Raw genomic sequence first — 11,723 nt, 5'->3', positions numbered from 1 at the left:
CATGGCCCGGTTCGCTAGGCGTACCGGGCTGCTCGCGGGGGGATGTCTGATACTGACGGCTGGCCCGCCTGCGTGGGCCGACACCCTGCGCGATGCGCTGGTCACGGCATACCAGACCAACCCGACGCTGGAATCGGCGCGCGCGCAGCAACGCGCGACCGACGAGGGCGTGCCGATCGCCCGCGCCGCCGGCCTGCCCACGGCCAGCGCATCGGGCACCTACACCGAATACCTCAAGCAGAGCGAGAACTCGTTCAGCGCTCCCTTGCGCACCTTCAACGCCGGGGCCGACCTCGGCGCGCCGATCTATTCGGGCGGTGCGGTGAAGAACCGTATCAAGGCTGCGAAGATCCGCGTCGAGGCCGGGCAGGCGGACTTGCGAGCGACGGAAGCCTCGGTCTTCTCGCAGGTCGTCGCGGCCTACATGGACGTGATCCGCACCGAGGCGATCGTCGGCCTCAACCGCAAGAACGTCAGTGTCCTGCAGACCAACCTGCAGGCGACGGGCGACCGCTTCGAAATCGGCGACCTCACCCGCACCGACGTGGCCCAGTCGCAATCGCGCCTCGCAGTGGCGCAGAGTGACCTGCTCACCGCCGAAGCGAACCTTGCCGGCGCGCGCGAAACCTACATCCGCCTGGTGGGCAGGGCGCCCCAGGCGCTCGAATCGCCGCCGCCGCTTCCGGGCCTTCCCGCCAGCCCGGACGAGGCAGCGGCCATCGCGCTGGATTTCAACCCCGATCTGATCGGCGCCCGTGAGCGTACGCGTGCGGCCGAGAAGGACATCGACGTGGCCGGGGCAGGGCGCCTGCCCACGGTCAGGCTGTTCGCGCAAGGTTCGTACAACAATTACTTCAACACCCTGGCCCGTGGTGTCACCGGGTCCGGCGTGTCGCAGACGGACTCCTCCGCCCAGGCCGGGGCCCAGCTTTCGATCCCGATCTTCCAGGGTGGCCTGCCCGCCGCGCAGCGCCGCCAGGCGCAGGCCACGGCATCGGCCTCCCTCGAACAGGAGATCGCCACCGAGCGCGACGTGATCGCGCAAGTGCGGTCGTCCTATACTTCCTACGTCGCCTCGAACGACCTGATCCGCTCGTCGCAAGTCGCGGTCGATGCGGCCATGCTCAGCCTCGAGGGCGTGAAGGCCGAGAATTCGGTCGGCAACCGCACGATCCTCGACATCCTGAACGCCGAGCAGGAACTGCTGAACGCGCAAGTCACCCTGGTGACGGCGCGGCGCAATGCCTACGTCGCCGGCTTCAGCCTGCTCGCCGCGATGGGCCGCGCCGAGGCGCGCGACCTCAATCTCGACGGCGGCACGCTCTACGACCCGCAAGTCAACTACGAGCGCGTCCGCGGCAAGTTCCTCGACTGGGACGACGATGCCGCACCCGTCGCACGGTCGACACGCACGGTTGACACGCCGGCGCAGGACGGCGAAATTCCGGATTCGCAGCAGCCTTGATCCTGTCTCGGGAAACGGGCAAGCTCATGAGCGAACGGGGAATTTTTGCAATGCGTCAGAACGGTGAACCTTCGGTCGAGGAGATCCTCCAGTCGATCAAGCAGGTCATCGCCCGCGATACCCGTCTCGATGCCCGGCCTGCCTCGCGTCCACGCCGCGACGATCCCCTGTTCGATCCTCTGCCCGATGCGGACGACGAAGACGACGTGCTCGAACTCCAGGAAACCGCGCAACTGCCACCGCCGCCCGCCGCCGAATATCCGGATGATGGTCTCGACGGCACCGATTCTCCGCTGCTGCAGCCCCAGGCGCGCAATTCCATGCGTGAATCGCTGGCCGCGCTCGCCATGCTGTCCGAACCCGGTGCCCAGCCGCAGATCGTCCGTTCGGGCGAAACCTCGCTCGAGGCACTGACCCGCGAACTCCTGCGCCCGGCCCTGGCCGAATGGCTCGACAGGAACCTGCCGCCGATGGTGGAACGCCTCGTCGCACAGGAAATCGCACGGATCGTCGGCAAGAAGGCCTGATCGGGGCAGGGGTGGACCAAAGGTCTCCCGCTCCCTACCTTCGGGGCCTATGCCCAGACCCGATCCCGCGCTGCTCGATCCCGCACGCTACCCGTTTTCCAGCAGCATCGAGCCGCGCTTCAGCGACCTCGACATCAACAAGCACATCAACAACGTGGCGATGGCCGCTTTCCTCGAAGACGGACGCGTGCGTTTCCACCACGAGAGCGGCTATCGCGACGGGCTTGCCGGCCTGTCCTCGATGATCGCCAGCGTCGCGATCGAATACATGGGCGAGGCGCATTATCCCGATCCGCTGACGGTCCATTGCGCGGTGGAGGACACCGGCCGCACCAGCCACCGCCTCGTCCAGCTGGTCATGCAGGACAATCGCATCGTCGCCTTTAGCCGCAGCGTCATGGTGGCGGTCGGACAGCACGGCCCCGCCCCGCTTCCCGCCGCCTTCGCGGACCACGTCGAACACTGGAGGCTGCGGCCATGACCGGCACCCGCGACATCGAGAAGGCCGCCGAGGCCTTCGCCAAGACCGGCAGCGATTCGATCGAGCGTCACATCTTCATCTGCGCGGAACCGCAGAAGGGCGAATGCTGCTCGCCCCACGAAGGCCAGGCGGCGTGGAAATACCTGAAGAAGCGTCTCAAGCAGCTCGGCCTCGACGGGCCAAGGACGGCAAATGGAGGCGGAGTCGCGCGGACCAAGGCGGATTGCCTGCGCATCTGCCACGCCGGCCCGGTGGCGGTCGTCTGGCCGGACGGGGTGTGGTATCACTCCTGCAACGAAGAGGTGCTGGAGACGATCATCCAGGAGCACCTGATCGGCGGCCGCCCCGTCGAGCAGTTCCGTCTGCTTCGCCCCCAGGGCTGAACTTCGTCCCGGCCCGATTCTAGCGCCAATTTACTTGTAAGGGTTGTCCTCGTCGAGCGGATCGTCGATCGACTCGTCATGCCCCGTCCCGCTCGACAGGAACACCAGGCCCATCAAGGCCGAAGCCAGCAGCATCGTGAAGCCCACGCCCAGCGCGGTCGCGATGTAGAAGTGGATCGAGACCATCCCGTTCGAACGATAGAGCAGGATCACCGAGCCTGCGACGAGGCCCACCGTCACCGTCATCATCCAGCGCATGACACGCAAGTAGCGCGCCCAGGCATGCGCGGCCTTCGCGGGATCGTCGAGGGGAGAGCGGGAAATCATGGCCCCAATTTGGCCCCCCCGCGGCCTCGTCGCAAGCAAATCATGGCGGGTGCACGACGCCTTGCGGGCGAATTGGCAGAGGGCGCGCGCCTGTGATACTCTACCGCCGGGGCGATCGGTAAAGACAGGGGCCCTGCGACTTCGCAACAGGGAGAGCATGACGATGACCATTGGTCGCATTATCGAAGGCCGCGACAACGTTGTTACCTGCGACGTTTCCACCACCGTGCGCGAGGCGACGGCAATCCTCGCGGATCGGCGCATCGGCGCCGTGCCGGTGCTCGAGAACGGTGAGATCACGGGCATATTTTCGGAACGGGACGTCATCTACCGCCTGCGCGAAATGGGCGCCGGCGTGCTCGACCTGCCGGTCGGCGAAATCATGACCGCATCGCCGGTGATGGTGGAGCCGGAAACCTCCGTCATCGCGGCGCTGTCGCTGATGACTCGCCGGCGCATTCGCCATCTGCCGGTGGTCCGAGACGGGCGCATGATCGGCTTCGTCTCGATCGGAGACCTGGTGAAGCACCGGATCGACATGATCGAAACCGAAGCGGCAGCCATGCGGGACTACATCCAGACGGCATGACCGTCCGATTCCGGCGACACCGGCAGCGCGCCGGTGCCGCTCTCGTGAAGACAGGCGTCTTGCCGCAGCCCCCCCGCGCGCCTACATCCGGTGCATGGACACCAACAGCCTGACACTGAGCCCCTCGGCCGCGGCGCGCGTTGCCGCGATCGCGAGCAAGCAGGGCAAGCCCGCCATCCTGCGCCTTGCCGTCGAAGGGGGGGGCTGCTCGGGCTTCCAGTACAAGTTCGGCCTCGCCGACGGTCCCGAGGCTGACGACAGCGTGACCGAGACCGACGGCGTGCGCCTGGTGGTCGATTCCGTCAGCCTCGACCTGGTTTCGGGCTGCGTGGTCGATTTCGTCGAATCGCTGGGCGGCGCGGCCTTCAAGGTCGAGAATCCGAATGCGGCGGCTGGCTGCGGATGCGGGTCCAGCTTCTCGGTATGAAAATCTCCACGTTCAACATCAACGGGGTGAAGGCACGCCTTCCCCGCCTGCTCGAATGGCTGGACGAAACGCGCCCGGCCGTCGCTTGTCTGCAGGAGATCAAGAGCCAGGACGAAGGCTTCCCGATCGCCGAGTTCGAGAAGCTGGGCTACAAGGGCATCTGGCACGGCCAGAAGGGCTTCAACGGCGTCGCCATCCTGGCCGACGGCGAGATTCCGGTCGAAGTGCAGCGCGGCCTGGAGGGGGAGCCCGAGGACGAGCATTCGCGCTATCTGGAAGCGGACGTCTTCGGCGTGCGGGTCGTATGCATCTACCTGCCCAACGGCAATCCGCTGCCGGGTCCCAAGTTTGACTACAAGCTGCGCTGGATGGAGCGGCTGCGCCGCCGCATGGCCGCGATCCGTGCCGAGGAGGTGCCCGCGATCGTCACCGGCGACTACAACGTCATCCCGACCGACCGCGACGTCTGGGCACCGCCGGCGATGGCCGCCGACGCGCTGATGCAGCCGGAATCGCGCGATGCGTACTTCCGCCTTCTCGGCGATGGCTGGACCGATGCGCTGGCCACCCACAACCCGCGCGGCGGCGTATGGACTTACTGGGACTACCAGGCCGGCGCGTGGCAGCGCGACCACGGGTTCCGCATCGACCATTCGCTGCTTTCGCCCGAACTGGCCGACCGCCTGGTCGCCTGCGGCGTCGACAAAGTCCATCGCGGCCGGGAAAAGGCCAGCGATCACGCTCCGGTGTGGGTGGAACTTCGCGCCTAGCGAGGAAAAGCGAAGGGCCGGCGATTTCGCTCCGGCACTTCCCCTTATCCCGATCAACGATAGAAGATGTGGTTGTCTACCCGCGCCAGGCGGGTCAGGCGCCACTTGGGCGATACGCGCGTGGCGTGGAAGAACAGCGCGCCCTTGGCGGGGCTCTTCCAGCTGCCTTGGTTGGCGATTTGCGCCACGGCGACGGCTTCGCGCCAGTCGGCCGAGCCTTCGCGCACCGACGGCATCGAGCGGCCGCGAATGAAGGAAAATTGCGAAGGCTGGTACACTACGCCGCAATAGCTGGCGGGGAAGCGGCCCGACTTGGCGCGGTTGACGATCACGCGTCCCACGGCAAGCTGGCCTTCGAGGGTTTCGCCGCGTGCTTCGAAGTAGATGGCACCAGCTAGGCAGCGCATTTCGCTCGACATGTCACCGGGCATCGACTGCTGCGACACCAGTTCCTGGAGCGTATCTGCGTCTTCGGGCTCCGCCTGATCCGTTGCTTCGGCACCGTCCTGCGCGGGCAGGGCCTGGATCATCGGGCGCGATTCGAACTGAACGGGCGGCTTCTGTTCGGTCAGGACCGGAACGAAATCCGATGCTGCCGCGCCCGAGCCCTGGGCGCTCAACAATGCGGTAAATACCGTTGCGGCCAGCGCCATCGCGCTTGCCCACTCAAACTTGGTTCGCATCAAATCATATCAAGGGCGGTGAACCGGTCCGACACAGGCTGGAACGGAATGCCGAGTTAGGGCGTTCTGTCTCCGTCGAGCCTGCCGACGATTCCCCGTCTGCGTGCTAGCAGGGCGACCGAAGTGTAGCCCATGCCGCTTTCGCGCTTGCGAATGGGGCCCTTAAACAGTGCGCCCCGCAAGTCAACCTTGCTCGGGAGCAACCCCGATGAAGCGCTCGGCGTTTGCGATGTCGAGTTCAACGACCCATACGTCGGGGTCCTGCGCCTTGCGGCGATCGAGGTAATCCCGAAGATCTCCGGGCTTTGCCGGGTCCTCGCGACGGGTACACCGCCACGGGCGGGTGCCATCCAGTTCGGGCATCCGCTCGTAGATCCGGGTACCCGCGCCGTTATGCGTCAGGACCGCAAGGATCGTCCCGGCGTCGCGTTCCCCTTTGGCCAGCACCGTCGCGAAGCCGCCGTCGGCCCCGACCTGGCGAATCAGCGCCGAGACTTCGAGATGCGCGGGTAGCCGGGCGTCCAACGTTCAGCTCGAAACTTGCGGCACGGAGTAGCCGGGCAGGCTCGAGAGGGCGATGCGCGAGCGCATGAACGTGCCGGTGCCGCGCCCGCACTCGTCCCCTTCCTCGTCGAGAAGCCAGGATTCGGCCACCAGGACGCGGCGCCGACCGCTTACCCAGCGGCCCTCGGCCACGATGCGCCCGCCCTTGATCGGCTTGCTCAGGTGCATGTTGAACGACGTCGTGAGCAGGAATCGGTCGGTGACGTGCGTGTTGGCGGCATAGAACGCCGCGTCGTCGAGCATCTTGAAGTAGATCGTCCCGTGCGCTGCCCCGGCCGCATGAAAGCTGTCCGGGTCGACCAGGAAGGTGATGCGCGAAAGGCCCTCGCCGGTGATCTCCAGCGAGGAGCGGAACATGTGGTTGATCGGCGCCGAGGCATAGAGCCCCTCCAGCGCGCGCCAGTGCAGCGCTGCACCGGCGGCCTCGCCGCCCGCCGTCAGGTCATGCGGCATCGCGGTCGATGACGTTGCTCAGGAGCCCGTAGAGCGCTTCCGCGCCTGGGGCCGCCAGCAGCGCCTCGCGCATGCGTTCGTCGCGCATCATGCGCGAGATCGCCGCCAGGGCATGGAGGTGGGTGGCGCCGGCACCGTCGGGCGAGAGCAGCCCGAACACGAGATCCACCGGCATCCCGTCCGCCGAATCGAATTCGACCGGCGATTCCAGACGCATGAAGGCAGCCACCGGCCGGCCGAGCCCCGGCATGCGGGCGTGCGGAATGGCGATGCGCCGGCCGAAACCGGTGCTGCCAAGCTGTTCGCGTTCGGTGACGCGCGCCAGCACGGCCTGGTGGTCGAGACCATAGACCTGTGCGAACTGGCCCGCGAGCCTGTCCAGAATGATATCCTTGCTGTCCGCAGCGACCGTGGTGACGGCCTCCGGCAGCAGTGCAAAAAGCCCGCTCATTTCGTTTCTGATACTAGAATTCGACTGGTTTCCAACTTGAATACCCCCAAACCCCCGGCGTTACCCGGGGGTTTCCTTCCTCTCGTCATAGATCAGAAGCGGTTACGCCCAGAAGGCGAATCCGGGCGTCAGTGCGGTTCGACCCAGCCAATCGAACCGTCGCCGCGGCGGTAGACCATATTATGCCGGCCAGTGCCAGCATTTTTGAAAAGCAGCGCCGTAGTATTGCGCAAGTCGAGCATCATGACTGCATCGGAAACCGTGGCTTCCGGTACGTCGACCCGCGTCTCGGCGATGACGACGGGCGCATCGGGTTCGACGTCGTCATCGTTCTCGGCGTGCGATTCTTCGAAGATGATGTAGGCTGCTTCTTCGACCGCGGCGGTGTGGGCGGCCTGCTCGTGGCGGTCCTTGAGACGGCGCTTGTAGCGGCGCAGTTGCTTGTCGATCTTTTCGGCCGACTGGTCGAACGAGATGTGCGCGTCCTGTGCGCTTCCGGTGCCCTTTAGCACCAGATTCTGCATGACGTGCATGATGATGTCACACCGGAAGGCGCCGGCCGGGGCCTTGCTGAAGGTGACGTGCGAGGACAGCGCCCGGCTGAAATACTTCTCGATGATCGCCGTGAGCCGTTCGTTGGCGTGGGCCTGCAGGGCCTCGCCGGTATCGACCTGGTGACCGGAGACGCGGATATCCATGGGCGTATTCTCCTTCGTTAGAGTTCAGGCACCCCAGAGCGGGGTATCGACCGACTTGAGAAACGCCGCGTGCGCGACAAGTTCCTCTTCGGTGGCCGCATGGGGACGCGGCTGACGAAAGATACGGTCCTTCGTGGTGAGAACCTTGATTTCCGTCACGATCTTGGTGGTTTCTGCGACAAGTTCGAGGCCGATCTGGCGACCGCCGCGCAGCTCGACGTAGACTTGCGCCAGCAGTTCGGCATCGAGCAGTGCGCCATGCTTGGTGCGGTGACTGCGATCGATGCCGTAGCGCGAGCACAGCGCGTCGAGCGAAAGCTTGGCGCCGGGATGGCGCACCTTGGCGAGGGCCACGGTGTCGACCATGCGGTCCAGCTTGACGATGGGCATCCCGCACATCGCCAGTTCGGCGTTGATGAAGTTGAAGTCGAACCCGGCGTTGTGCGCGATCATCGGGCTGTCTTCGATGAAGTCGAGGAAGTCCTGCGCGCTCGCCGCGAACAGCGGCTTGTCGGCAAGGAACGTATCGGACAGCCCGTGGACCGCCTCGGCCTCGGCCGGCATCGAGCGCTCGGGGTTGAAATAGGCATGGAAGGTGCGACCCGTGGTCACCCGGTTGACCATTTCGATACAACCGATTTCCACCATTCTATCCCCGTTTTTCGGGTCAAATCCGGTCGTCTCGGTGTCGAAGATGATCTCTCTCATCCCTCTCCATATCTGCCTCGACGCACCCGAGCGCAAGGCCCTGAAAGGGATTATTCCGCTCGGGTCAGCGTCCGCACGATACCGGCCACCTGTTTGCGCGTTTCCTCAAGTGGGATGCCGGTGTCGACGACGAAGTCGGCGAGCGCGCGCTTCTGCGCATCGGGCACCTGAAGTGCCAGAATCTGCTCGAATTTCTCGGTCGTCATGCCAGGCCTGGCGAGCACTCGGGCACGCTGCGCGTCAGCCGGAGCGGAAACGACCGCGACCGCATCCAGCCCCTGGTGACCGCCCTTTTCGTAAAGCAGAGGGATGTCGAAGACGACCAGCGGCGCCTGCGCATTATCCCGTAGAAAGTCGCCTCGCATGGCCGCCACCGCAGGGTGGACGATTCGCTCCAGCCGCGCGAGCTTGTCCTTGTCGCCGAAGACCGCGGCACCCAGCTTCGGACGGTCCACCCCACCGGCCCCGGTAGTGCCGGGAAAGGCCTCCTCGATCAGCGGCAGGAGGGCACCTTCGGGCCCTTGTAATTCGTGCACGGCGGCATCTGCATCGAAGACCGGCACGCCCAGCTCGCGCAGCATGGCGGCGACGGTCGACTTGCCCATGCCGATCGATCCCGTGAGACCCAGGATTTTCGGGCGGGTGTTCATTACACTCATTTCTCGAGCAGCGCGCGCAGCGCCGCATCGCGATCGCGCGGCGGCCTCGCGCCGAAGAAGCGGGCAAAGGCCTCGTCCGCCTGGCCGATCAGCATGGCGAGGCCGTCCACCGTCGCGAAGCCGGCGGCGCGGGCGCTCTGGAGGAACCCGGTGTCGAGCGGGCTGGTGACGATGTCGTAGACCACGCTGCGCGGCGGCGCATGGCTGAAGTCGAAGGCGAGGGGAGGCTGCCCGGTCATGCCCAGCGGACTGGCGTTGATGACGAGATCGAAGCAATGCTCGCGGTCGTCGAAGGCGAAATCGGTGGGATCGGCGAAGTGATCGAGGCCGATCGCATGGTGCTCGCCGCCCGGGGCCAATTCGTCGAGCATGGCGCGCGCCTTGGCGGGATCGCGGCCGGCCAGAACGACGACGAACTTGGCGTCCGCCAGCGCCGCGACGATCGCCCGGGCCGCACCGCCCGTCCCAAGGACGCGGGCCATGCGGAACAGATGGATCTTGTCCACTTCCTCCCGGATCGGTTCGAGGAATCCCGGCGCGTCGGTGTTGTAGCCCGTCAGCGTGCCGTCGGCCTCGCGCACGACTGTATTTACCGCGCCGATCCGCGCGGCCAGGGGGTCGATCCGGTCGAGCAGCGGCATGATCGCCAGCTTGTGTGGCATCGTCACGTTGCAGCCGCGCCAGTCGGGGTCGCTCCGGCGACGCTCCAGGTATTCGTCGAGTTCGTCCAGCTTGACGAGACAATGGGCGTAACGGCCTTCGACCCCCAGTTCGGCGAGCCAGAACCCATGGATCAGTGGCGACTTCGATTGCGCGATCGGATCGCCGATCACTTCCGCATAAGGAACACTCACGAGGCCATCACTCCCAACTGGCGTAGACCCGCCTGCACCTTGAGCAGGGGCATGCCAAGAATCGTGAAATAGTCGCCCTCGATCCGTTCGAAAAGCTGCACTCCGCGCCCCTCGATGCGGAACACGCCGACGCAGGCGGCGACTTCGGGCCATTCGGCGTCGAGATAGCGCTCGATGAAGGCGTCGGAGAGGGGGGCGACGTGGAGCTGCGCGAGCGCGCCTTGCGCCCAGAGCACTTCGCCATCACGCACCAGCGCGGCGGCGCTGTGCAGTTCCATCACTTTGCCAGAGAAGAAGCGCAAGTGCGCGGCCGCGTCTTCGCGCGAGGCCGGCTTGTCGAACCGGCGGCCCTCGCATGAAACCAGCGAGTCGCTTCCCAGCACGAGTTCGCCCGATGTTTCACGTGAAACAACTTCGCCCTTTGCGCGAGCAAGAGCGAGGGCAACTTCCGCAGGTGGGGCATTCCCGAGCGTGGCCTCGATCGCCCGTTCGTCGACGTGCGCTGGCTGGGCACGGAAGGGGACACCGGCGGCGGTGAGCATGGCCTGGCGCGAGGCGCTTTTCGAGGCGAGGACGATCATGGCATTTCCGTTGTTAGAAGACGCGTCTTCAAAGGCGCATCGTCGTCCCGGACTTGATCCCGGACGACGGCGTTCCGTGCGTCAGATCGGCTTGGGGCCGACCTGGCCGGTTTCACCGGCAGCCTTGCGCTCGTTGTAGAGGTTGATGACGGCCGCGGCCGTCTCCTCGATCGAACGGCGGGTGACGTCGATCACCGGCCAGGAATTGTCCGCGAACATGCGCCGTGCATACTTCAACTCGCTGTCGACCGCATCGTTGTCCACATAGTCGGTGTCGGGCGACTGGCTTAGCGAGAGGAGGCGGTTGCGGCGGATCTGGATCAGCCGGTCGGGTGCGGTGGTCAGGCCTACCACCAGCGGACGCCGCAGGCCGAACAGCGCGTTCGGGGGAGGGCTCTCCACCACGATCGGGATATTGGCGACCTTGTAGCCCCGATTGGCGAGGTAGATCGAGGTCGGCGTCTTGCTGGTGCGCGAGACGCCGGCGAGCACGATGTCCGCTTCCTCCCATTCTTCCCAGGCGATGCCGTCGTCGTGGGCAATGGTGAACTGGATCGCATCGACACGCGCGAAATAGGCGTCGTCAAGCTTGTGCTGGCGGCCAGGCCGGCCCTTGGCTTCCTGGCCGAGCAGCGCTTCGAGCGCGTCGGTCACGCCGTCGAGCACGGCGATGGCGGGCAGGCCAAGCTGCTGGCAGCGCTCCTCCAGCCGCCCGCGCGTCTCCTCGTTCACCAGGGTGAAGAAGACCAGGCCCGGGTTCGCGGCGATTTCGCCCATGATCCGATCGAGGTGCTGCTGGGAGCGGACCATCGGCCAGAAATGGCGCAGAACGTCGGAATCATCGAATTGGGCGAGCGCCGCCTTGGCGATCATCTCCAGCGTTTCGCCGGTGGAGTCCGACAACAGATGCAGGTGGAATCGTGCCATGGTCGGCTTCGCGGGCCCCTTGTGCGCGTCGCCCGGCATGGGGTGACGGCTTGTGGATATGTCCCGGCATAAACCACGGGAGCAAACGGGTGACAACTCGTCCCCACCGATTCCTGCCCACTAACGCGATTCAACGAGTCAGGTTCTGGACAGGGCGGCTGACTCGATCCACAGCC

18 protein-coding genes are annotated in these 11,723 nt (G+C 65.7%); 7 read left to right on the top strand and 11 right to left on the bottom strand.

Going from position 1 to position 11,723, the window contains the following annotated elements:
* Position 1: 1 nt before the first annotated feature.
* Genes ACFFDA_RS22765 through ACFFDA_RS22750 form a run of 4 tightly spaced genes read left to right on the top strand, consistent with a single transcriptional unit; the run spans position 2 to position 2,856 of the window.
* Complete coding sequence (locus ACFFDA_RS22765; protein ID WP_404479557.1) at positions 2 to 1,465, top strand: TolC family outer membrane protein; 1,464 nt, start codon at positions 2 to 4, stop codon at positions 1,463 to 1,465.
* A 50-nt stretch (positions 1,466 to 1,515) separates the two neighbouring features.
* Positions 1,516 to 1,992 carry a DUF2497 domain-containing protein gene (locus tag ACFFDA_RS22760; protein ID WP_404479556.1) on the top strand — a complete coding sequence of 159 codons (477 nt, stop codon included), beginning with the start codon at positions 1,516 to 1,518 and terminating at the stop codon, positions 1,990 to 1,992.
* Between the two features lie 49 nt (positions 1,993 to 2,041).
* Positions 2,042 to 2,473, top strand: a complete 432-nt coding sequence (locus ACFFDA_RS22755) for an acyl-CoA thioesterase (protein ID WP_404479555.1) — start codon at positions 2,042 to 2,044, stop codon at positions 2,471 to 2,473.
* Positions 2,470 to 2,856, top strand: a complete 387-nt coding sequence (locus ACFFDA_RS22750) for a (2Fe-2S) ferredoxin domain-containing protein (protein WP_404479554.1) — start codon at positions 2,470 to 2,472, stop codon at positions 2,854 to 2,856. Before ACFFDA_RS22755 ends, ACFFDA_RS22750 begins: the two co-directional genes overlap by 4 nt.
* 30 nt (positions 2,857 to 2,886) lie before the next feature.
* Here the strand turns inward: ACFFDA_RS22750 and ACFFDA_RS22745 are convergent, their stop codons facing one another.
* Positions 2,887 to 3,183 carry a hypothetical protein gene (locus ACFFDA_RS22745; RefSeq protein ID WP_404479553.1) on the bottom strand — a complete coding sequence of 99 codons (297 nt, stop codon included), beginning with the start codon at positions 3,181 to 3,183 and terminating at the stop codon, positions 2,887 to 2,889.
* 163 nt (positions 3,184 to 3,346) lie between these two features.
* On the opposite strand from ACFFDA_RS22745, the gene ACFFDA_RS22740 reads away from it, so the two are divergent.
* The 3 genes from ACFFDA_RS22740 to xth all read left to right on the top strand — a co-directional run bounded on the left by ACFFDA_RS22740 (position 3,347) and on the right by xth (position 4,969).
* Positions 3,347 to 3,772, top strand: a complete 426-nt coding sequence (locus tag ACFFDA_RS22740) for a CBS domain-containing protein (RefSeq protein WP_404479552.1) — start codon at positions 3,347 to 3,349, stop codon at positions 3,770 to 3,772.
* 94 nt (positions 3,773 to 3,866) lie between these two features.
* Positions 3,867 to 4,199, top strand: coding sequence for a HesB/IscA family protein (locus tag ACFFDA_RS22735; RefSeq protein WP_404479551.1), 333 nt, complete (start codon positions 3,867 to 3,869; stop codon positions 4,197 to 4,199).
* Entirely contained in the window at positions 4,196 to 4,969 is a 774-nt protein-coding gene (xth, locus tag ACFFDA_RS22730; RefSeq protein ID WP_404479550.1) for an exodeoxyribonuclease III, read from the top strand. Before ACFFDA_RS22735 ends, xth begins: the two co-directional genes overlap by 4 nt.
* Before the next feature lie 53 nt (positions 4,970 to 5,022).
* On the opposite strand, the gene ACFFDA_RS22725 is transcribed toward xth, so the two are convergent.
* The 10 genes from ACFFDA_RS22725 to ACFFDA_RS22680 form a co-directional block, all read right to left on the bottom strand.
* Positions 5,023 to 5,652: a cell wall hydrolase gene (locus ACFFDA_RS22725; protein ID WP_404479549.1), complete on the bottom strand. Its 630-nt coding sequence runs from the start codon at positions 5,650 to 5,652 to the stop codon at positions 5,023 to 5,025.
* A 183-nt stretch (positions 5,653 to 5,835) separates the two neighbouring features.
* Positions 5,836 to 6,177, bottom strand: coding sequence for a DUF1491 family protein (locus ACFFDA_RS22720; RefSeq protein WP_404479548.1), 342 nt, complete (start codon positions 6,175 to 6,177; stop codon positions 5,836 to 5,838).
* 3 nt (positions 6,178 to 6,180) lie between these two features.
* A complete protein-coding gene (locus ACFFDA_RS22715) occupies positions 6,181 to 6,669 on the bottom strand; it encodes a PaaI family thioesterase (RefSeq protein WP_404479547.1) in 489 nt (162 codons plus the stop codon).
* Positions 6,659 to 7,120, bottom strand: a complete 462-nt coding sequence (locus tag ACFFDA_RS22710) for a PTS sugar transporter subunit IIA (RefSeq protein WP_404479546.1) — start codon at positions 7,118 to 7,120, stop codon at positions 6,659 to 6,661. Before ACFFDA_RS22710 ends, ACFFDA_RS22715 begins: the two co-directional genes overlap by 11 nt.
* A gap of 128 nt (positions 7,121 to 7,248) precedes the next feature.
* Complete coding sequence (hpf, locus tag ACFFDA_RS22705; RefSeq protein WP_404479545.1) at positions 7,249 to 7,818, bottom strand: ribosome hibernation-promoting factor, HPF/YfiA family; 570 nt, start codon at positions 7,816 to 7,818, stop codon at positions 7,249 to 7,251.
* 24 nt (positions 7,819 to 7,842) lie between these two features.
* Positions 7,843 to 8,526 (bottom strand): DNA polymerase III subunit epsilon, encoded by a 684-nt coding sequence (dnaQ, locus tag ACFFDA_RS22700; protein ID WP_404479544.1) that lies wholly within the window; start codon positions 8,524 to 8,526, stop codon positions 7,843 to 7,845.
* 50 nt (positions 8,527 to 8,576) lie between these two features.
* Positions 8,577 to 9,176 (bottom strand): dephospho-CoA kinase, encoded by a 600-nt coding sequence (gene coaE / locus ACFFDA_RS22695; protein WP_404479543.1) that lies wholly within the window; start codon positions 9,174 to 9,176, stop codon positions 8,577 to 8,579.
* A 5-nt stretch (positions 9,177 to 9,181) separates the two neighbouring features.
* Entirely contained in the window at positions 9,182 to 10,039 is an 858-nt protein-coding gene (gene aroE, locus ACFFDA_RS22690) for a shikimate dehydrogenase (RefSeq protein WP_404479542.1), read from the bottom strand.
* A complete protein-coding gene (locus ACFFDA_RS22685) occupies positions 10,036 to 10,620 on the bottom strand; it encodes a Maf family protein (protein ID WP_404479541.1) in 585 nt (194 codons plus the stop codon). The genes aroE and ACFFDA_RS22685 overlap by 4 nt, the downstream gene beginning before the upstream one ends.
* 81 nt (positions 10,621 to 10,701) lie before the next feature.
* Positions 10,702 to 11,547 carry a pyruvate, water dikinase regulatory protein gene (locus ACFFDA_RS22680; RefSeq protein WP_404479540.1) on the bottom strand — a complete coding sequence of 282 codons (846 nt, stop codon included), beginning with the start codon at positions 11,545 to 11,547 and terminating at the stop codon, positions 10,702 to 10,704.
* Positions 11,548 to 11,723 lie beyond the last annotated feature (176 nt).

This window comes from Novosphingobium sp. BL-52-GroH (genome assembly GCF_044813085.1).
Classification (GTDB): domain Bacteria; phylum Pseudomonadota; class Alphaproteobacteria; order Sphingomonadales; family Sphingomonadaceae; genus Novosphingobium.
This window is presented reverse-complemented; position numbering and strand designations above follow the sequence as displayed.

Coding starts and splice junctions, on each gene's coding strand:
- ACFFDA_RS22765 (WP_404479557.1), top strand. CDS start 2: ATGGCCCGGTTCGCTAGGCGTACCGGGCTGCTCGCGGGGGGATGTCTG.
- ACFFDA_RS22760 (WP_404479556.1), top strand. CDS start 1,516: ATGCGTCAGAACGGTGAACCTTCGGTCGAGGAGATCCTCCAGTCGATC.
- ACFFDA_RS22755 (WP_404479555.1), top strand. CDS start 2,042: ATGCCCAGACCCGATCCCGCGCTGCTCGATCCCGCACGCTACCCGTTT.
- ACFFDA_RS22750 (WP_404479554.1), top strand. CDS start 2,470: ATGACCGGCACCCGCGACATCGAGAAGGCCGCCGAGGCCTTCGCCAAG.
- ACFFDA_RS22745 (WP_404479553.1), bottom strand. CDS start 3,183: ATGATTTCCCGCTCTCCCCTCGACGATCCCGCGAAGGCCGCGCATGCC.
- ACFFDA_RS22740 (WP_404479552.1), top strand. CDS start 3,347: ATGACCATTGGTCGCATTATCGAAGGCCGCGACAACGTTGTTACCTGC.
- ACFFDA_RS22735 (WP_404479551.1), top strand. CDS start 3,867: ATGGACACCAACAGCCTGACACTGAGCCCCTCGGCCGCGGCGCGCGTT.
- xth (WP_404479550.1), top strand. CDS start 4,196: ATGAAAATCTCCACGTTCAACATCAACGGGGTGAAGGCACGCCTTCCC.
- ACFFDA_RS22725 (WP_404479549.1), bottom strand. CDS start 5,652: ATGCGAACCAAGTTTGAGTGGGCAAGCGCGATGGCGCTGGCCGCAACG.
- ACFFDA_RS22715 (WP_404479547.1), bottom strand. CDS start 6,669: ATGCCGCATGACCTGACGGCGGGCGGCGAGGCCGCCGGTGCAGCGCTG.
- ACFFDA_RS22710 (WP_404479546.1), bottom strand. CDS start 7,120: ATGAGCGGGCTTTTTGCACTGCTGCCGGAGGCCGTCACCACGGTCGCT.
- hpf (WP_404479545.1), bottom strand. CDS start 7,818: ATGGATATCCGCGTCTCCGGTCACCAGGTCGATACCGGCGAGGCCCTG.
- dnaQ (WP_404479544.1), bottom strand. CDS start 8,526: ATGAGAGAGATCATCTTCGACACCGAGACGACCGGATTTGACCCGAAA.
- coaE (WP_404479543.1), bottom strand. CDS start 9,176: ATGAACACCCGCCCGAAAATCCTGGGTCTCACGGGATCGATCGGCATG.
- ACFFDA_RS22685 (WP_404479541.1), bottom strand. CDS start 10,620: ATGATCGTCCTCGCCTCGAAAAGCGCCTCGCGCCAGGCCATGCTCACC.
- ACFFDA_RS22680 (WP_404479540.1), bottom strand. CDS start 11,547: ATGGCACGATTCCACCTGCATCTGTTGTCGGACTCCACCGGCGAAACG.